This window comes from Pradoshia sp. Z4_20 (assembly GCF_058216035.1).
On record NZ_JBZAJD010000002.1, the window covers coordinates 428,982 to 449,893 of the forward strand.

Here is a 20,912-nt window from a genome sequence, read left to right on the forward strand (position 1 = left end):
CATAAGCAAATATCACTTGCTCCCCTTTTCAGCCTCACAGGACTGAATTAAAAGGTTTATTTATTCAAAAATGGAGACTTGTTCACCGTCATCCATTTCTTTTAATTTGACGACAATCTTTTCATTTTTTGCAGTAGGTATATTCTTGCCTACATAATCAGCTCGGATTGGAAGCTCTCTGTGCCCTCTGTCGATCAGGACAGCTAATTGGATTTGAGCCGGTCTGCCGATATCTATAAGGGCATCCAGAGCCGCTCTCACTGTTCTTCCGGTATATAAAACATCATCAACCAGAATGACTTTTTTATCTTTCAAGCTAAATGGTATATCTGATCCATTTACCTGTGGATCCCCACTTTTTGTCTTTGTGCTTAAATCATCCCGGTACAAGGTAATATCCAGTTCACCAACAGGAATTTCCGCTCCTTCAATTTCATGAATTCTTTGTCCCAGACGTTTGGCTAGAAATATACCACGGGTACGAATACCGATCAACACACAATCACTAATACCCTTATTTTTCTCGATAATTTCATGAGAAATCCTTGTTAACGCTCTTGAGATTGCTTTTTCATCAAGCAATGTTGCTTTCTCTAACATATCATCGACCCTTTCCTAAAAATGAAAAAATCCTTTTGCCGCGTGGGCAAAAGGATATAATAAACCATAGAAAAAAGACATACTTCTTCCATTAGTTTTCACGTACCTTTTCAGCCTCACGGGACTGTATTTAAAGGACCCTATTCAGTTGTATCTATATTACTTTAGGATTGTTATCCTTGTCAACAGTCAATTCTTAAAGTTTCCAAATAATCGACAAAATATGCTGGCAATGGCGCTTCAAATTCCAAATATTCCTCTGTTCTTGGATGGATAAATCCCAGAACTGCTGCATGTAAAGCCTGTCCATTTAAATCAGGAGTTTTTCTTGGTCCATACTTAGGATCACCGGCAAGAGGATAACCAATATATTTCATATGGACACGAATTTGATGAGTACGTCCTGTTTCAAGCTGACATTCAATAAATGTAAAGTCCTTAAATCTTTCCAGTACATGAAAATGTGTAACTGCATGCCTAGAATTTTCGTCCGTTACTGTCATGCTTTGACGATCTCGTTTATCACGGCCTATCGGCGCATCTACCGTTCCTGCATCATGCGGAATGATACCGTGGACAAGTGCCTTATACTTCCGGGTAACTGTTTTTTCAGTTAATTGCTTTACAAGTCTCTCATGCGCATAATCATTTTTAGCGACCATGAGCAATCCTGAAGTATCCTTGTCGATACGGTGGACGATCCCTGGACGCATCACACCATTGATTCCTGATAAATCCTTGCAATGGTACATTAAAGCATTTACAAGTGTACCTGATCCATGTCCTGCTGCCGGATGTACAACCATGCCTTTAGGTTTATTCACAACAATAACATCCGCATCCTCATAATAAATATCAAGAGGAATGTTCTCAGCTACAACATCAAGTTCCTCTGGCTCTGATGGTGTGATTTCAATAGAGTCACCAAGCTGACATTTATAATTTGCCTTTACCTGCTTGTCATTAACCAGAATATTTCCTTCTTTAATCCACTGCTGGACTTGAGAACGTGACCATTCTTCATTTAAAACGGAAAGGACCTTATCAAGCCTTTCACCTTTATGTTCTTCTGTTACTATCAGTCTTTGACTATCCATTCTTTAGCTCCTTAGCTCTTTTTTCCTCCAAAAACATAGCAATCACCAATAATCCAACTCCTATACAAAGAGCAGAATCTGCCACATTAAAGACAGGAAAACTGTATGAGAATATATACGTATGCACAAAATCAACCACTTCATTGCGGAAAATCCGATCAATAAAATTACCAATCGCTCCTCCAAGAATAAGTCCAAGGGATATCCCCGTCAACTTATCGGTACTGAATTTTCTTATGTAAAAGACAATTCCAATAATAACCACGGTTGTTACGATATAAAAAAACCACATTTGTCCCTGAAGAATTCCCCAGGCTGCCCCTCGGTTTCTGTGAGAGGTAATGTATAGAAAGTTATCAATGATTGGTATACTTTCCCCTAAGGTCATATACTTAACGACCAACCATTTCGTAAATTGGTCAATCATGATAATGAGCAACGCAATCAAATAATACATATATAACATAAGCTTGCCCCCTGCCTGCTTAAAATGTACATACTGCCTAACAAATTGTAGCATATCTATCTAACAAATGTTTTAAAACTTTAACAAAAATACAGGCCCTTTCGAATAGATGAAAGGGCCTATAGAAGGAATAGCATCCCAGTATTTTGGAGCAGGTCGGTCTATCACCTCTACTGCCCACACATAAAAGCTCTTCAAATGAGAGTGTACCTCACTTTTCACTGATTGCATAAGCACTCAGGAAATCGGCTCTCTATCATTTTAAAATACTCGATTATCCGAGTTCTGGATATTCGTTAACTACCACTGTGGAGCAGCGTTCACATAAAGTTGGGTGTTTTTCAATTGTACCAACCTCTTCACTGATATTCCAGCAACGTTCACAAGTTTCTCCATCTGCTTTTGTGACTAAAATTGCCGCATGCTCTAACTTAATAGCTTCTTCCGGTGCATCGTAAATGTATCCGGCAACTTCCACTGAAGAAACGATAAATAATTGTTCAAGGCTTTCTTCAATGCTTTCAAGCAAATCTTTTGTTTCTTCACTTACATACAATGCTACTTTCGCATTTAATGATTTACCAATTACTTTTGAATTTCTTGCTTCTTCAAGCGCTTTAAGGACATCATCACGTAAATTCATGAACAAATCCCATTTCGCTTTAACAGCTGTACTATTTGGATAATTTTCAACCGACGGCATATCTGTTAATTGTACGCTCTCTGCATCAGCATCATCGATAAAAGTCCAAACTTCATCAGCTGTATGCGGCAGAATAGGAGCAATCAATTTAACTAGCTTCATAACGCATTCATGCAGTACAGTTTGAATTGCACGGCGGCCATCACTGTTTTCCGCATCGCAGTATAGAATATCCTTTGCATAATCCAGATAGAAGGAACTTAAATCCTGTGTACAGAAATTATTGATACCATTATAGATATCAGCAAATTCATAATTGTCATAGGATTGTTTTACCTGATCAACCAAATCATTTAACTTAATGAGCATATATTGGTCCACTTCACGAAGATTTTCGTAAGAAACAGCATCATGCTCTGCGTTAAATCCGCTCAGGTTTCCAAGCAGGAATCTGAATGTGTTACGAATTTTACGATATACTTCGGATACTTGTTTCAGAATATTATCAGAAACACGTACATCAGCCTGGTAATCGACACTCGCAACCCAAAGACGCAGAATATCTGCACCCATTTGATTAATAACTTTTAATGGGTCAATTGTGTTTCCTAGGGATTTACTCATTTTACGGCCTTCTCCATCAAGTGTAAATCCGTGGCTTAATACTTCCTTGTAAGGAGCTTTACCAGTAACAGCAACTGACGTGATCAAAGAGGAATTAAACCATCCACGATATTGGTCTGAACCCTCGAGGTAAAGGTCAGCTGGTCTTCTCAAATCTTCTCTTGCTTCAAGAACTGATTGATGGGAGGAGCCAGAGTCAAACCATACGTCCATAATATCTGTTTCTTTCGTAAATAAGCCATTAGGGCTGCCTTCATGTGTAAAGCCTTCTGGGAGAAGATCTTTTGCGTCTTTCTCAAACCAAACAGTGGAACCGTATTGTCGGAATAAATCGGATACATGCTTAATCGTTTCATCCGTAATGATTGCTTCACCATTTTCTGCATAAAACACCGGAATCGGTACGCCCCATGCACGCTGACGGGAAATACACCAGTCTCCACGATCACGCATCATGTTAAATAATCTCGTTTCACCCCATGCAGGTACCCATTTAGTTTCTTTGATCTGCTGCAATAGGTCTTCACGGATATCATCAACTGAAGCAAACCATTGGTCAGTTGCACGGAAAATTGTTGGCTTTTTCGTTCTCCAATCATGCGGATAAGAGTGTGTAATGAAATCAAGTTTTAACAGAGCACCGACTTCCTCGAGTTTATCCGTGATTTCTTTGTTTGCTTTATCATAGAATAATCCTTCAAATCCAGGAGCATCAGAAGTCATATGGCCTTTTCCATCCACTGGGCAGAGTACTCCAAGATTATATTTCTGACCTACGATAAAGTCATCTTCACCATGTCCTGGCGCAGTATGAACACAACCTGTACCTGCATCAGTGGTTACATGCTCTCCTAAAATAACAAGTGAGTCACGGTCATACAATGGATGTTTAGTGACTACATATTCCAGTTCAGCACCTTTAACAGTCTTCTCAACTTCAGCATTCTCCCATCCAAGTGTTTCTTTAACGGAAGGCAATAATGTTTCAGCCACAATATATTTTGTACTATCCACATTCACAAGTACATAATCAAGGCGTGGGTGAACAGCAATTCCAAGGTTAGCTGGAATGGTCCAAGGTGTCGTTGTCCAAATAATGAACTTCGCTCCCTCTTCCACTACTCCTTTGCCGTCCTTCACATCAAATGCAACAAAGATAGATGCTGATTTCTTGTCGTGGTATTCGATTTCCGCTTCAGCTAGTGCAGATTCACTGGAAGGAGACCAATAAACCGGTTTTAATCCTTTATAGATATAGCCTTTTTTCGCCATATCACCGAAAACTTTGATTTGCTCAGCTTCATATTCAGGTTTCAGTGTGATGTATGGATTTTCCCAGTCTCCTCTTACACCTAAACGTTTAAATTGAGTGCGCTGCTGATCAATTTGTGTATAAGCATATTCCTCACAAAGTTTACGGAATTCAGCGATTGTCATTTCCTTACGATTTACTTTTTTGTTTTTAGTTAGAGCTGTTTCAATTGGTAAACCATGAGTATCCCAACCTGGTACATATGGCGCATTATAACCATTCATTGATTTAAAGCGAACAATAAAATCCTTTAAGATTTTATTCATTGCATGCCCGATATGAATGTTTCCATTCGCATAAGGAGGTCCGTCATGCAGCACAAATTTAGGAAGGTCCTTCGTGCGCTCCTGTACTAATTTGTAAATATTTTTTTCTTCCCAACCTGCTTGAACTTCCGGTTCTCTTTTTGGTAAATTCCCACGCATTGGAAATTCTGTTTTAGGCATCAATAATGTGTCTTTAAATTCCATTCCATTCACTCCTTAAACTTCGGTTAAACTATTTTCATAAATAAATACAAAAAAGCCTTTTCATCCCGGTAAAGGGACGAAAAGGCTATATTTCCGCGGTACCACCCTTTTAGAATATTGCCTGACAATATTCCTCTTGGTATTCGTAACGTGAATGACTCGCCGCTATTTACTGCCAGCCAAGCTGGGTTCAAAAGCAGACTCAGGGATGATCTTCCATCCAGATTCTTTTACCGGACTCCCACCTTCCCCGGCTCGCTACAAAAAGTATAATCTGATGTACTGTTCCCGTCTTCGTTTTATCATTTTTTGAATAGATTTGTTAAAATATTATATTCAATAACTTACGATAAAGTCAAGACCTTACATTTCTTCTTCATTCAGGTCGATATCAAATTCAGTGGCATCCACGTCATATTTAAGAAGTTTATCCCAATCTTCACTGTTTAATAAATCAAGCTGGGCTTCAACAAGCATTTTAAAACGCATTCTGAATACTTTAGATTGCTTTTTAAGGTCTTCAATTTCAATAGCAATTTTTCTTGCTTTAGATAATGCCTCATTGACAATTCGGTCAGCATTTTTTTCTGCTTCCTTCATAATCAATTTAGCCTCTTTTTGAGAATTTCGTTTGACATCTTCTCCGGCTTCCTGAGCAATGACGATTGATTTATTCAACGTTTCCTCAATGTTGGAGAAATGCTCAAGGCGTTGTTCCAACTCTTCCACTTTAGCTTCAAGATCTTTCTTATCTCGAAGGACCAACTCGTAATCTTTAATTATTTGGTCAAGAAACTCATTTACTTCATCTTCATCGTAACCGCGGAATCCTCTGCCGAATTCCTTGTTATGTATGTCTAGCGGTGATAATGGCATAGACTGCACCTCCGAATACTGATTCTTCTCTTAATTATTATACTATGCTTTCGACAGTAATGGTGATATTCCTTCTAAATTCCTGATTATTTTTGTATACCACACTTTATTTTCCATTTATCTTTCTTTGTTTTTCCTTCAATGGAAAATATCTTCATTCTCCCTATCCCACGAGTGGATAACACATCACTTTCTCTGATTTCATATGATGGATTATCGACTTGTTTCCAGTTTACCTTAACACGCCCCTGGTGTACGAGTGTTTGGCTCTTTTGCCTCGAAATATTGGCGATAGCCGACAATATCGTATCAATTCTCATGGAGGAAACTGTCACTTGGCATTCCTTCCATTGTTCCGTAACAGTCATGGCCTGATCAGCAGGTATTTCCTGAAACTTTACACCCGCATTGCCCATTTTAGATATATTCATCTCCAGATAGGATGCTACATCTTTTGCAACAACGAATTGTACTCGCTCGCCTTCAATCCATATATCACCAAATTTTTCTCTCTTTAAGCCAACAGACATTAACGTGCCAAGAATCTGCCTGTGTTTCAGTGTCGTAAATTTTGCAGAATAAAACAATTCATAAATGGTCAGTTCGTAATCCTCGATTTGCGGTTCATAATAGTCCGGATAGAGGAGCGCTCTTTGCCGCTCGGCCGCTTCGCTTCCTCCAAAAAAGGAAACAAGTACATCTCCATTTGTACCAATTAGCATCCTTACAATCTCTGATTCTCTGGGGTCAAGAAAATCTGTCAGTTTAGGGGCATATTGCTCCTGCACTTGATCAATCCATCCAAGCACCTGATCGATAAATTCTCTTTCTTCCTGACGAAAATGCTGATAAATATCCATTTACATCCTCCAGCTAAAATATAAAAGCTCCCTGTTTTGAAAGGGAGCTAACATTCTTCTTAAAAAATGCCTGCCAACGCGGAGATTCCTACTCGTGCCATATTTAACACAAGAATCGCTATAATTGGAGAAATATCAATCATGCCGAGCGAAGGTACAATTCTCCTGAATGGTTCCAAAAACGGCTCACATATGCGTGCTAAAAACATTCCAATTCCTGTATCCCTTGCATTTGGAAACCACGACATTAATATGTAAATAATTAAGGCCCAGGAATATATATCTACTGCTTTATAAAGTATATAAAAAACTATATCCATTATTTACTTACCACCTTATATCCTCCAGTTCATCTTCTTGAGCATATCCAGAGATGGAACCTGAAACATCAACATTATCAGGGGTACATAAGAATATATTTGACCCGATACGCTGAATATCCCCACCGATTGCATAGACTGTCCCACTTAAAAAGTCAACAATTCTTCTAGCCTGGTCTGGTGAAATCCTTTGTAAATTCACAACAACCCCACGGCGATTTTTTAAATGGTCGGCAATCTCCTGAGCATCTGCATACGCTCTTGGCTCCAGCAATACTAACTTAGAAGATTTCTGTATGCTTTGAAGACTCACTATATTTTGTTGTTTTTGCTGCTGATCATGTTTATTCACTTTTGCCGGAACTTTTTCTTCTTCAACATATTGTTCCTCATACTCATATTCTTCATCCTCGAGTGCAAAGAACGTTTTCATTTTTGATACGATAGACATCATTTACACCTCTCTTTTATTCATTCCCTACCAAGGCAGTTCCGATTCTAACCATGGTTGCACCCTCTTCAATGGCGATTTCATAGTCATTAGACATACCCATTGAGAGTTCTGTGCATGGGGCATTGGGCAACTTCATATTTTGTATCACTACTTGCAATTCTTTGAGTTTACGGAAACAAGTACGTATTTCTTCTTCATCATCTGTGAAAGGAGCCATCGTCATAAGTCCCATTACCCTAATTTTTTCAAATTCAGCAAGCTGTTGTACAAACTCAATTGCAACCTGAGGCTGTATTCCATGTTTAGTATCTTCTCCGCTTACATTTATCTGAACAAAACAGTCAATCGGGCGAGTGGCTCTCTTTTCTATTTCTTCAGCCAATGATAAGCGATCAAGAGAATGTAGAACGTCCACACGGTTTATGATCGTTTTTACCTTTCTCGTTTGAAGCGAACCGATAAAATGCCAAACTGGTCGTTCTTTTATACCCTCTTGCTTGGCTATTAATCCTTCCGGGCGGTTTTCACCAAAGTTTTTAATTCCAGCTTTATAGGCTTCTAGAGCACGTTTTGTTGAAACATATTTTGTAACAGCAATTATTTGTATATCTTGTGGATTACGACCTGCACGTTTTGCAGCACTCTCAATTTTTTCATGAATGATCTGCAGGTTTTCCGTCACTTCCAATATCCTACTCCTCCTTCCAGCCGATTAACCCCAACATTCGACCAGTTTTCCCCTCATCACGTCGGTGAGAAAAAAAGTAAGAATCATCACAACTTGTACAAAAACCAGTTGTCATAATATTCTCTGGTAAAATACCGGCTTTCTGAAGAATTAAAGCATTCGCCAGCTTTAAATCAAGCTGATATTGATTCTCCGTAATTTGATTATAAGCGGTTTTTGTCTGTTCTTCTAGTATAACCTCTAAATAGTTAATTACTTTTTTGTCGACAGTATAACAGTTTTGGCAAATAGATGGCCCTATTGCAGCATATATCTCTTCAGGCTGTAAGCCTTCAGCCTGTCTCCAGATATCAATCATAGATGAACCTATGCCGGCAACCGTCCCCTTCCAGCCCGCATGTACAATCCCAATCAAATGATGGTTTGGCGCCATAAAATATACGGGTACACAATCCGCAAAGCAAAGCGTCAGTAATATTCCGCTTTCTTTTGTATATAAACCATCCGTTGCTTTTAATGCTGTTTTATAATCTAAAGCTCCAAGCCCGGCATGACTTTTTTCAATTTTCAAAATAGAAGCTTCATGCGTCTGCTCAGCTCCAACCCATCTTTCAACAGGAAAATGGAGCTGGTCAGCCAGAATACGCCTGTTTTCTATTACTTTTCCATCCAAATCAAAGACGTGAAAAGCTGTATTCATCGAATGAAACGGAAAATCGCTGATGCCTCCGTTCTTCGTAGTAAATCCCGCCAATAAATTTGGATGCCGATCCTTCCAATCTTTTATCGACAATAATGATTCGGAAAAACGAACAAATGGTTCCAAGCTAATACCCCTCGATTTTTCTTTCATTTTATCATAATCCCGCATAATTTTCTTCTTCTATTCATTAAAACTTCCATATCCCTTGTATTCCACAAGAATCACATCTTCTCCAATCATTTTAATTTTATACCACGGAATGACAGTGTCTTCCTCTTTATTTAAAAACGAAAGCATTTTACTGTTTGCTACCGTTATACTTTCTATTTTCCCAGTACTTAGATTAATTTCAATATCTTCAACATTGCCCAATCGTTTTCCATCGAATGTATTTACGATATCTTTGACTTGTAACTCAGAAATTTTAATCATACTCTATCTCCTCCACTCGGGATCTGTAGTTACAGGCATTATATGAATGGAAAGAACAATAAAGAACTTCTCTCTCTGGCACGCCCTCCTATCCATCAAATCTTGAACGTTATAAAAAAAGGATTTAGTTTCTTTCATATCTGGCTATCTACAAAACCATAAAATCTTTAATAACAGATGCAGGTGATGCAAGAATTTTGAGTTCCTTTTTTTACATAAGGATTGGAGGCCCAGCTATAATAAATAGGCTTAAATATAAATAAAAACTATCCTGCAAACGAGGATAGCTTAAGGGCAATACATATTTAATTATAAGTTCATTGATCAGCAGCTAGATATTTTTATTCATTTGGCGAATAGCCGCTTTTTCCAAGCGGGATACCTGTGCCTGTGAAATTCCGATTTCCTCAGCAACTTCCATTTGCGTTTTCCCTTGGAAGAAACGTTTCTTAAGGATCATTTTCTCACGCTCATTTAACCTGCGCATGCCATCTTTTAATGCAATCTCATTAATCCATGTGCTATCTTTACTCTTCTCATCACTGAGCTGATCCATTACAAAGATTGGATCGCCTCCATCATTGTAAATAGGTTCAAATAATGACACCGGGTCCTGGATTGCATCTAGTGCAAATACTACCTCTTCATACGTAACATCAAGAGCTTTTGCAATTTCTTCAGATGTCGGTTCTCTCGATGTTTCACTCATCAGTCTCTCTCTGACCTGTAAAGCCTTGTATGCAATATCTCTCAACGATCTGGAAACCCTAATCGGGTTATTATCCCGTAAATAACGGCGAATTTCCCCAATGATCATTGGTACAGCATACGTAGAAAATTTTACATTCTGACTTAAGTCAAAGTTGTCAATCGATTTCATTAAACCAATGCATCCAACCTGGAAGAGGTCATCAACATACTCACCCCTGTTATTAAAGCGCTGAATGACACTTAGGACAAGTCTAAGATTACCGTTAACCAACTTCTCCCGTGCTGATGATGATTCTCCAGATTGCATCTGTTTAAACAACTCTCGCATTTCATCATTTTTTAAAACAGGTAATTTTGATGTATCCACACCACATATTTCTACTTTGTTTCGTGTCAATCCATTCCCTCCTAGCAGGAGCTGCTGTACAAAGTAAAGTATCTCCGCGGGAGGGAATTATATGCACATAAAAATTATTTCCGTATAGTGACTAAATGAAAACTCCCTGATTCATAAAGCTTTTATACGACTAAATATTTTTTACACCTTCCTTAAACCATTTTATTAAATTCTTTTCTAAGCCTTTTTATAATTCGCTTCTCAAGACGGGAGATATAGGATTGCGATATCCCCAGTAAATCAGCAACATCCTTTTGTGTTTTTTCCTCTCCGCCAACTAGGCCAAATCTTAATTCCATAATCTGCTTTTCCCGATCATTCAATTGTTCCAGTGCTTTAGCCAAAAGTTTTTTATCAATACTTGTCTCTAAGTTTTTTGTGATGATATCATCATCTGTGCCTAATACATCTGATAAAAGCAATTCATTCCCATCCCAATCAATATTCAGCGGTTCATCGAATGAGACTTCGGAACGTGTTTTACTGTTCCGTCGTAAATACATTAAAATTTCGTTTTCTATACATCTTGATGCATATGTCGCCAGCTTTATTTTCTTTTCGGGATTAAAGGTATTTACAGCTTTAATAAGGCCGATTGTGCCAATACTGATTAAATCTTCAATGTTAATACCTGTATTCTCGAATTTACGTGCTATGTATACAACTAAACGAAGATTTCGTTCAATTAGCATAGATCTTGCTGTTTCATCTCCAGCAGGCAGTTTATGAATTAATATTTCTTCCTCTTCCTTACTGAGTGGCGGTGGAAGAGCCTCACTGCCGCCAATATAATACACTTCATCTGACTTGAGCTTTAATTTAACTAAAACTTTTGTCCAATAATAGGATAGTCTAAAGCGGAAATTTCTCAATTGTTTAACCCCTTTCCTAATCCTCAACGTCTATTTTCTTCCTGAAATGAGTATAGTGATTATTACATTAAGAGGCAGATGCTGAATCACCGGCCGGTACCATTTTTGGATGAACAATGGAATCGAAAAGCCCTTCTCCTGATAATTGCTGCATGGTAAAAGAAATTAAACATTTTTGAACCTCACGACATTCATTGGCTACTTTAATGGATAGGACATCTGGTTTAAATGCAATTAACAATTGACTGTCATTCCCAACAACCTTACACGGAATAATTCTCATTTTTTCTTGCCACTCATCAGGGAAATCAGCAAAATCGCCATGCAAATTCTGGATCCCTTTGTCAATTAACTTGGATACAGGCGCAGGTATCATTGTTTCCCTTCCATAGAGTGAAATAATTGCTACAGGAGAACCGGATAATGGATCGAGTAATTGGTTTCCTGTGTCAACAAGCCCTTCTGATTCAAATGACACGCCATTAATTTCAACAATCATTGTAACCCTCTGCTCTTTATTCCACTTGGCAAGATCAAGGATGTTAATATGCTTTTTTGAAAAATGCCATGCCAATGGAAATCCAATCATAACAAAAATCCAACTGACCGGGTCACCGAAGCTGCCTGCTCCACTTGTGAATCCGTTGAAATATTCAGTCACTTCAAAACTAAAAAAATAGTGACTGCCTAAGAGGATCCCACCAATTGTAAAGGTTACAGCATATAAAGTTACTACTCTTTTAAAAAATGCTCGGATACTTCTAAAACCAAATGCGGTTAAAACCATCAAAATAGAAACCATGCTTTTCAGCCAAATTTGATCAGCTAAATAGGAATAGGGAGTGATATATAGCCAAACAACCATAGATCCCACTAAACCTCCAGCTAACATTCTAATCCATTTAATTTGGTTTTTTAGTAAAACCGCAGTCCACACTAATATACTTGTATCAAAGACCCAATTGAGAAACCAAATGGCATCAATATAAATAGTCATATTGTTTCCCCATACTTTTTTTAATAGAACATATGAGAAATTATAACCTGACATAATCCAAAAGGTTGTCACTTCATGTAAAGAGTGCAACCGTTTTTTATTTATATTTTCATCAGTATTTGTCGATGGTTTACTGCAAAAATTCCCCAGTCATATTTAATTTGAACTATTAGAACTATCGGGGTGGAAAAAGGAATTGAGATAATCAATCAGATTCTGAATTAAAATGTTTGAAATAGAAACTATCTGACTAAATCCATAGAACGAGCTATAAACCCTGCAGCGGGAATCTACAAATCAGCTCATTAAAAATATATACAAAAACAAAAAAAGATGATGAGTAATTTACTATTACATCATCATCTTCCTCTATGAAATATATTATCTACGACGATTACGATTTCTTAAGAATGTCGGAATATCAAGTGTATCATCAGTATTGCTGCTCACTTGATTATTTCTGCTAGGTTCTGAAGTATAAGATTCCTCACGCTTAGGTACTTCGCGCTTGATCGGATTCGTTTGAGGAGCAGGGCGTGATTGGCCAAAGTTCGGTCTTGCCGCCGGACGTTGTTGTTCAATTTCATTGAAGCCAGTCGCAATCACAGTTACTACAATTTCATCTTTCAGATTCTCATTAATTACAGAACCAAAAATCATATTTACTTCCTGATCGGAGGCTGATGCTACAATATCAGCGGCTTCCTGAACTTCGAATAAGCTTAAGTTCGTTCCTCCAGTGATGTTCATTAACACACCTTGAGCACCATCAATTGATGTTTCAAGCAATGGACTGGAGATAGCTTTTTTAGCCGCTTCAGCAGCACGGCTTTCACCTGATGCAACCCCGATTCCCATTAAAGCGGATCCTTTATTGGACATAATTGTTTTCACATCTGCAAAGTCAAGGTTAATTAATCCTGGTACTGCGATTAAATCAGAAATACCTTGTACACCTTGTCTTAAAACATTATCTGCTTCACGGAAAGCTTCAAGCATTGGTGTACTTTTATCAACGATTTCTAATAATCGATCATTTGGAATAACAATTAACGTATCAACAGATTCTTTCATAGCAGCAATTCCACCCTGAGCCTGCGTGGAACGCTTACGGCCTTCGAATGTAAATGGCCTTGTCACTACACCAACAGTCAGGGCACCCAACTCACGGGCAATCTGAGCTACAACTGGAGCAGCTCCTGTTCCGGTGCCACCGCCCATACCGGCCGTAACAAATACCATATCTGCTCCTTGAAGGGCTTGTTCAATTTGTTCTTTACTTTCTTCAGCAGCTTTTTTTCCAACATCCGGATTGGCGCCTGCACCAAGTCCACGTGTCAATTTACCGCCTATTTGCATTTTTATTTCAGCTTTTGATAGATTCAAAGCTTGGGCATCTGTGTTAACCGCAATAAATTCTACCCCTTGTAAGCCATGTTCAATCATTCGGTTAACGGCGTTATTTCCGCCGCCCCCTACTCCGATTACTTTTATCGTTGCTAACGAATCAATATTTGTATCAAATTCTAGCATGGAAAGTCCTCCTATTATTTTCGGTAAAGTGTTTCCCTTATTCGAAAAAAACTCCGAAGAATTTTTTCATTTTTGTACTCACTTTATCTTCCGGATTTTTTGGTGCTTTTTCTTTTGGAGCTGGTTTTTGAGCCGGACGCTTTTCTGTTGTTTCTCTGGTAGCAGCAACAGTATGCGCTCCTAACTTCAAGCCTTGCGATCTGGCTTTGTTACAAGCATATGTGATAAGACCAACAGAAGTTGTGTACTGAGGTTCTCTGACACCTATGTAATTTGGTTCCGCTCCACGAACGCGATTTTGCAGAATATTTTGTGCTAAATCCAGTATACCAGGGGTTTTTACTACTCCACCAGTGAGAACATATCCCCCAAGCAAATCAGTTACACCCATATTCACTATAGCATCTTCTACCATTTCAAAGATTTCTGTTAATCTATCTTCCATAATATCAGATACAATAAATTGATTGCAGGACTGTTGTTTTTCGCTGCCAATCACCGGTACTGTGAATGTTTCTTCTTCCGCATCATCATCAATAAATGCATGGCCATGTCTAACTTTAATTTGTTCGGAAACATCAGTTGGTGTTTTTAACACAATGCTGATATCTTTTGTAATAATATTTCCGCCAAGCGGGATAACTGTAGCTCCTTTTAACTCCCCATCTTCAAATACAGCGACTTGTGTAGAACCGCCGCCTATATCAACTAGGGCTATTCCAAGATTACGCTCATCCTTGGATAAAACAAGTGAGCCGGCCGCCATAGGCTGCAGTGCAATATCAGTTATTTCTAATCCTGCACGTTCTACAGCCCGAAGGGTATTATGTAAAATGGTTCTGAGTCCGGTAATTAATACGCCCCTCATTTCAAGGCGAACTCCAGTCATACCTTTTGGGTCGCTGATTTCATCTATTTCATCCACTTTGTAATGAACAGGAATAACATCAATAATTTCTCGATCAGAAGGAATTGTGACTAATTCCGCCTGTTCTCTAACACGAGTTTTATCCTCTTCTGTAATCTCTCGATTGTCATTGGATACAGCGACTACCCCATGGCATGGCTGAAGCATAATATGATTGGCGCTGATTCCGACAATCACTTTACGAATCTCCATCCCTACCATTCTTTCAGCTTGTTCAACTGCTTTTCGAATGGATTTGACAGTTTCATCTATATCAACAATCTGACCTTTTTTCAAGCCTTCAGATGCTGCATTACCCACACCGATTATGTTCAAGGAGTCATTTTCCATTTCTCCTATTATCACTTTCACAGTGGATGTACCGATGTCAAGGCTAACATAAATTTCATTGTTGTGCACCCTTTGGCACCTCCTTTAATAGCTATCTATATTATGTTTGAGCTTTTTGAAACCCTACAAAACAACTATTCGCCAAAACCCTTTATTATCCTGTTATTTCCTGTAAAATATCAGAATGTATAAAGAATGTCTGTTTTTTAAAGATAAGAAATATTTCAGAAAAACAATTTGTTATTTCATATTACCTTATTAACTACAAGTCTACACCAATATGAACGCCTAGAAAAGTCAAATTTGTAGCATATATCATATAAAAAAAGAATTTTCTCACATCTGACCAATTCATTCTGTTTTATTTCAGAAAATTAAGCTACTAAAATAATACGGTATGTCCTAAAAATTCATTTTCTATATCAGTTGACTTAAAAATTACATTCAATGATTCTTTTAATGTTCCTAAATACAATTCTTGGAATTAGATTCATTTTTCACTCTTTGAATCTGACTAATAAGAATGAAAATATGAACCAACTTCGAGATCGATAACCCCTTTGCTGCCTTCCTCCAATTGACTCACAATTGCAGCATAATGCACCAGCTTCTCAGCAAGAGTTTCCCCACTCGCAGTTACTTCAAAACCGTCATTCATGTAAAGAGTTACTTTCGTTTTATCAGTCTTAGATGGATTATGGTGAATCTCAGATATTGAGTTCATCACATCCTCGGACATTTCTTCAAGCTGTCCAATAACGATTGACAATGGTTTCCCCTCTTTAAATGAAACAAGTAAAGGCCCTGAATCAGGAATATGGCTTAACTTCTTGTCCAATATCTTACCATTCGATAATATTGGATAATATTCCTTTCCCTTTTGTACATAGGCGGTGTATTTATATTCACTGACTTCTAATGTTATATGGTTCGGAAATCCTTTTTTTAATTTGACATCCTCAATCTCAGGATGTTTTTTGATCATTGTTTCAATTTTGTCACCTTTAATCTCCCAAATATTATCCTCTACTTCCAAACCGCTTTGCTCAATGATTTCTTTATCTGTCAAATACGCATTGCCTTCGACCTGTATAGATTGGATTCGACTTAATGGAGATTGCAAATAGATAATACTGAATATAAGTAAAAAGAAAATCGTCAACAGCCCGATTAGGCGCCTATTTGCTTTCTTTTTTCTCATCTGTTTCAATTTAGGAATTCGATCTTCAAGAGATACCAAATTCTTATCCAATACAAACACCTCATTTAACCAACAACTAAGAATCTGCATACCCTCGTCGTTTTACATATACATAATAAAATATTCTCACCATGATATATAGGTATTATTGCAAAATTATATCGATGGGTGAAGATTTTATTTTTAAATTTCAAAGAACTCATTTACCAAAAATTGATAGATAACGCATCAATTATGAGAAAATTATAACATATAATCTCTTATTTTTTTCTGCTTTTTTAAAGGAATGAATCAAGAAATCCACTTCCGATTCCAACGGTTAAAAAACAGGACGATTGGATTATCATGAATCGGAAGGGACGAGGTATTCATTTTTCATAGCAGGCCATCAGAAGGTAAAACCAACATATCTAATGAGTCCTTTAATCACAATAGAAAAGAACATAAGTATAAGTCATTAACCGTAAGTCCTGCTTGATATCTTTAGAATCAAGATTTTTATTCCTCTTTGATTTCATTTAGTCCTATTTATTTACTGCAGATCCTGCATCATTTTTAATAAACGCTCAGCCGAATCAGGTATACCCATTTGCTTCGCTGACTTCTTCATAGATTCAATCCTGTCTGTATCGAGCATTATTTCATCAATCGCTTTTATTAAGGTGCTACCATTCAATTCACTTTCTTTTATCATGGTTGCTGCCCCTTTTTGCACTAAAGCCTGTGCATTCTTTTCCTGATGATTATTCGTTACATAAGGACTTGGAATCAGGATACTGGCTATTCCCAATGCTGTTAATTCAGCCAAAGTGGTCGCTCCTGCTCGCGATACAACCAAATCAACTGAAGGCAGTATTTCCGGCATATTGTGTATAAATGGTTTTACAATTACATTATCTGGAGTTCCAACTAAATCAAGCTCTTCTTTTACAGATTGATAATGAACGTTACCAGTTATATATATTACTTGGTATGGTTTATCCTTTAATACTTCAATATTTTTTAAAACAGCTTCATTAATTGCTTTTGCTCCACGGCTTCCTCCAAATATGAGCACAGAAGGAATGCCTTTCTTAATGCCTAACTGCTGAATTGCATTTGAGCCAATATGTGAAACAACCTCTGAACCCCTCGGATTTCCAGTAAAGACCACTTTTTCCTTCGGGAAATATTGCCTAGCCTCTTCAAAGCTTATAGCCACTTTATTAACATATCGACTTAAAAATTTATTTGTTAAACCTGGCACGCTATTTTGTTCATGTATAATCGTTGGAATCTTCATTTTGGACGCTGCATAAACAACCGGTCCACATACATATCCACCGGTCCCAATGACGACATCCGGCTTAAACTCTTTTAATAGTTTTTTGCTGTTTGAAACACCTTTTAAGAAGCGCCATATTGTTTTAACATTTTCCAAGCTTAAAGATCGTTTAAATCCTGTAATCTCAATAGCTTTAAAATCAAGACCTTCTCGACTAACGAGGTCTTTTTCTAATCCTTTTTCGGTACCTATATATAAAAAAGATGCCTCCGGATTTAACTTCTTAATTTCTCTTGCCATGGCCAGTGCAGGATATATATGTCCTCCCGTACCTCCACCACTTAATACTATTTTCATGATTGATTCACCTTTCACTTAACATACATTGTTTCTAACTATATGATTTACCCATATTCTACTACACTCTAAACCAGGTTTACATAGGTTCTTCATTATATATATTACTTAAAAATACCATTATACTTAAATAATGATAATCTGTAAAAAAAAAGAAGCCAAATGGATCAGCTTCATTTCACTCTAATAATTAGAATACCTACTTATATTGAGCAATACACCAACCGCCATTAACATCAAGGTCAACGAAGAACCTCCATAGCTTAAAAACGGCAATGTAATCCCAGTAACTGGCATAAGTCCTGTCACAACACCAATATTGATCATCACCTGTATGGCAATCATAATGATGATTCCAACTGCTAAAAAGGCTCCAAATAAATCAGGTGCTCCAAGCGCGATTCTGATACCTCTCCATAACAGGAGAGAGAATAAGAGTATTACTAGTGAACCACCTATAAAACCCAGTTCTTCGGAGAGAATCGCAAAGATGAAATCTGTTTGCGGTTCAGGCAAATAAAAGAACTTTTGTCTGCTTTGGCCCAGTCCCAGCCCAAACAAACCGCCAGGTCCAATAGCATAGAGTGACTGAATGATTTGAAATCCGCTCCCGAGAGGGTCCTGCCAAGGGTCAAGAAATGATGTGATTCTCTTCATCCGGTAAGGTGCAGATATAACAAGTACAACAAAGCCTGCCACCCCAAGCATTCCAAGACCGACGAAGTGACTTATCCTGGCACCTGCAATAAAAATCATCGCTATACATGTTCCTACCATTACAGTTCCTGTTCCAAGATCAGGCTGCATCATAATTAACCCAAATGCTAAAAAGACAAGACCTAACGAGGGTGCTAAACCTTTCTTAAAAGAAGTTATGTACTTTTGTCTTTCAGATAAGAATTTAGCGAGGAAGACGATCATTGCCAGCTTCATAAATTCAGAAGGCTGAATGGAAAAAGCTCCTACTCCAATCCAACTCCTCGAACCATTTCTTAATGTTCCTATTCCCGGGATGAGCACCACCAACAATAAAATAAAACAAATGATGATTAAAGGTTTTGCCCATCTTCTCCAATTCCAATAATCAATATTCATAATAACCAGCATAGCTACAATTCCTACACCTGCAAATAATAATTGTCTCTTTGCAAAGAAAAAGGTGTCATCAAATTTATAGGTAGCCCATATTGCACTGGCGCTGTAGACCATGATTAGCCCTATTGAAAGCAAGGAAAACATTGCGATGATTAAAATAAAGTCAGGAGTGGTTTTTTTTGCAGGCACTTCCATGCACCTCTTTGTTTTAAATTAGGGAAGTATTTCTGGGCCTGATAAATGCTAACAAAAAGAGACGACTTCAAAATCGTCTCTATTGCATTTGGGCAGCGCCTTTCATGAGAAATACTGACTCTTGAACAAGCTCCCTATTTTAACTTATGCACGGCATCCATAAACATGTCTCCCCGGGCTTCAAAAGTTTTATATTGATCCCAACTCGCACATGCCGGTGAAAGTAAAATAGTATCGCCACTTTCTGAAAGTTTATATGCTTCATCGGCAGCTATAGCTACATTATCGACATGTTTGATTATAGATATCCCTGCTTTCTGTGCAGTTTTCGTTAATTTTTCAGCTGTTTCTCCAAAAACAATCATTGCCTTAACATGAGTGAGAAGCGGAATTAATTCATCAAATTCATTTCCTCGATCCAAGCCTCCGGCTAACAGGATTAATGGACTTTTAAACGAGGATATAGCGGCTGACGCAGCCAAAATATTTGTTGCTTTGGAATCGTTATAAAATTTTCGTCCATTTATTTCTGCAACAAATTGAGTACGATGCTTAACACCGCTGAATGTTTTTAGTACATCTTGAATCGCTTCATTAGCTACACCATATAATTTAACGGCAGCTACAGCGGATAAAATATTTTCCAGATTATGCTTACCAGGCAATACTACCTCATCTATAGCGATAATCTTTTCATTCTTGAACCAAATAAATCCGTCTTTCGTGTAAGTACCCGTTTCATCCACTGCTTCAGTACTAAATGGAACTGAAATAGCGCCTGAGCCCTCTGCAGCCTTTTTAGTAGGCTCCTGGTTGGCATTATACACGATGAAGTCAGTTTCTTTTTGGTTTTTGGTTATTTGCGCTTTAGCGAATGCATATTCTTCTTTCGTCCCATGATAATCCAAATGGGCATCAAATAGATTTAAATAGACTGAAATATAAGGTCTGAACGTTTGAATTCCCATCAACTGAAACGAGGACAATTCAATTACTATAACATTCTCCGCCGTTGCTTCCTGAGCCACGCCGCTTGCTACCGTTCCTATATTCCCAGCAATAAGCGGCTTTTTCCCTCCGCGTTCAAGCATCTCATAGATCAATGTAGTCGTAGTTGTTTTTCCATTCGTACCTGTTATTCCAATAAAAGGAGCCTCAGATATTCGATAAGCAAGCTCTACTTCAGTAATAATTTCTATATTCTTTTTCAGTGCTTCCTGTATCATCGGATTCGTATACGGGATTCCAGGGTTCTTTACGATTAATTCAAATCCTTCATCCAATAATTCAATCGGGTGGCTTCCGCAAACGACCTTAATACCTTCTTCCAGTAAACCTTGAGCTTCTGGGTTTTCATTCAAAGGCTTAAAATCATTTACAGTTACAAAAGCACCAAGTTTATGCAAAAGTGAAGCCGCACTTACCCCGCTCTTTGCCAGCCCGAGGACAAGCACTTTTTTTCTTAAATAATCATTTATTTGCTTCAT

20 protein-coding genes and 1 other annotated feature are annotated in these 20,912 nt (G+C 37.9%); all 20 genes read right to left on the reverse strand.

Annotated elements, in window-relative coordinates; genetic code table 11:
• Positions 1-60: 60 nt before the first annotated feature.
• The gene (gene pyrR, locus AC4BHP_RS08045) at positions 61-600 is read right to left on the reverse strand and encodes a bifunctional pyr operon transcriptional regulator/uracil phosphoribosyltransferase PyrR (protein WP_140461240.1); all 540 of its coding nucleotides are present in this window, start codon (positions 598-600) and stop codon (positions 61-63) included.
• A 182-nt stretch (positions 601-782) separates the two neighbouring features.
• Positions 783-1,697 (reverse strand): RluA family pseudouridine synthase, encoded by a 915-nt coding sequence (locus AC4BHP_RS08050; RefSeq protein WP_490551838.1) that lies wholly within the window; start codon positions 1,695-1,697, stop codon positions 783-785.
• Positions 1,690-2,163 (reverse strand): signal peptidase II, encoded by a 474-nt coding sequence (lspA, locus tag AC4BHP_RS08055; RefSeq protein WP_490551839.1) that lies wholly within the window; start codon positions 2,161-2,163, stop codon positions 1,690-1,692. The genes AC4BHP_RS08050 and lspA overlap by 8 nt, the downstream gene beginning before the upstream one ends.
• Positions 2,164-2,437: 274 nt before the next feature.
• Positions 2,438-5,212, reverse strand: a complete 2,775-nt coding sequence (gene ileS, locus AC4BHP_RS08060; protein ID WP_490551840.1) for an isoleucine--tRNA ligase — start codon at positions 5,210-5,212, stop codon at positions 2,438-2,440.
• Positions 5,213-5,281: 69 nt separating this feature from the next.
• Positions 5,282-5,516 (reverse strand) — a binding site (T-box leader).
• 59 nt (positions 5,517-5,575) lie between these two features.
• Positions 5,576-6,088, reverse strand: a complete 513-nt coding sequence (locus AC4BHP_RS08065; RefSeq protein ID WP_066100664.1) for a DivIVA domain-containing protein — start codon at positions 6,086-6,088, stop codon at positions 5,576-5,578.
• Positions 6,089-6,174: 86 nt separating this feature from the next.
• Positions 6,175-6,948, reverse strand: coding sequence for a YlmH family RNA-binding protein (locus AC4BHP_RS08070; RefSeq protein WP_490551841.1), 774 nt, complete (start codon positions 6,946-6,948; stop codon positions 6,175-6,177).
• A 59-nt stretch (positions 6,949-7,007) separates the two neighbouring features.
• Positions 7,008-7,268 (reverse strand): YggT family protein, encoded by a 261-nt coding sequence (locus AC4BHP_RS08075; RefSeq protein WP_066100670.1) that lies wholly within the window; start codon positions 7,266-7,268, stop codon positions 7,008-7,010.
• A gap of 7 nt (positions 7,269-7,275) precedes the next feature.
• On the reverse strand, positions 7,276-7,719 hold the full coding sequence (locus AC4BHP_RS08080; protein WP_066100673.1) for a cell division protein SepF: 444 nt from the start codon (positions 7,717-7,719) through the stop codon (positions 7,276-7,278).
• 16 nt (positions 7,720-7,735) lie between these two features.
• The gene (locus tag AC4BHP_RS08085) at positions 7,736-8,410 is read right to left on the reverse strand and encodes a YggS family pyridoxal phosphate-dependent enzyme (protein ID WP_066100674.1); all 675 of its coding nucleotides are present in this window, start codon (positions 8,408-8,410) and stop codon (positions 7,736-7,738) included.
• Between the two features lie 4 nt (positions 8,411-8,414).
• A complete protein-coding gene (pgeF, locus tag AC4BHP_RS08090; protein ID WP_490551842.1) occupies positions 8,415-9,281 on the reverse strand; it encodes a peptidoglycan editing factor PgeF in 867 nt (288 codons plus the stop codon).
• Between the two features lie 12 nt (positions 9,282-9,293).
• Positions 9,294-9,545, reverse strand: coding sequence for a YlmC/YmxH family sporulation protein (locus tag AC4BHP_RS08095; protein ID WP_066100677.1), 252 nt, complete (start codon positions 9,543-9,545; stop codon positions 9,294-9,296).
• A gap of 331 nt (positions 9,546-9,876) precedes the next feature.
• Positions 9,877-10,653, reverse strand: a complete 777-nt coding sequence (sigG, locus tag AC4BHP_RS08100; protein WP_066100680.1) for an RNA polymerase sporulation sigma factor SigG — start codon at positions 10,651-10,653, stop codon at positions 9,877-9,879.
• Positions 10,654-10,805: 152 nt separating this feature from the next.
• Positions 10,806-11,525, reverse strand: coding sequence for an RNA polymerase sporulation sigma factor SigE (sigE, locus tag AC4BHP_RS08105; protein WP_066100683.1), 720 nt, complete (start codon positions 11,523-11,525; stop codon positions 10,806-10,808).
• Positions 11,526-11,592: 67 nt separating this feature from the next.
• A complete protein-coding gene (gene spoIIGA, locus AC4BHP_RS08110; RefSeq protein ID WP_490551843.1) occupies positions 11,593-12,522 on the reverse strand; it encodes a sigma-E processing peptidase SpoIIGA in 930 nt (309 codons plus the stop codon).
• A 381-nt stretch (positions 12,523-12,903) separates the two neighbouring features.
• Positions 12,904-14,055, reverse strand: a complete 1,152-nt coding sequence (ftsZ, locus tag AC4BHP_RS08115) for a cell division protein FtsZ (protein WP_066100689.1) — start codon at positions 14,053-14,055, stop codon at positions 12,904-12,906.
• 37 nt (positions 14,056-14,092) lie between these two features.
• Positions 14,093-15,382 (reverse strand): cell division protein FtsA, encoded by a 1,290-nt coding sequence (gene ftsA / locus AC4BHP_RS08120; RefSeq protein WP_490551844.1) that lies wholly within the window; start codon positions 15,380-15,382, stop codon positions 14,093-14,095.
• A gap of 445 nt (positions 15,383-15,827) precedes the next feature.
• Complete coding sequence (locus tag AC4BHP_RS08125) at positions 15,828-16,574, reverse strand: cell division protein FtsQ/DivIB (protein ID WP_257468950.1); 747 nt, start codon at positions 16,572-16,574, stop codon at positions 15,828-15,830.
• A 472-nt stretch (positions 16,575-17,046) separates the two neighbouring features.
• Positions 17,047-18,135 carry an undecaprenyldiphospho-muramoylpentapeptide beta-N-acetylglucosaminyltransferase gene (gene murG, locus AC4BHP_RS08130; protein WP_490551845.1) on the reverse strand — a complete coding sequence of 363 codons (1,089 nt, stop codon included), beginning with the start codon at positions 18,133-18,135 and terminating at the stop codon, positions 17,047-17,049.
• Between the two features lie 183 nt (positions 18,136-18,318).
• Positions 18,319-19,419: a stage V sporulation protein E gene (spoVE, locus tag AC4BHP_RS08135; protein ID WP_490551846.1), complete on the reverse strand. Its 1,101-nt coding sequence runs from the start codon at positions 19,417-19,419 to the stop codon at positions 18,319-18,321.
• Between the two features lie 140 nt (positions 19,420-19,559).
• Positions 19,560-20,912, reverse strand: coding sequence for a UDP-N-acetylmuramoyl-L-alanine--D-glutamate ligase (murD, locus tag AC4BHP_RS08140; RefSeq protein ID WP_490551847.1), 1,353 nt, complete (start codon positions 20,910-20,912; stop codon positions 19,560-19,562).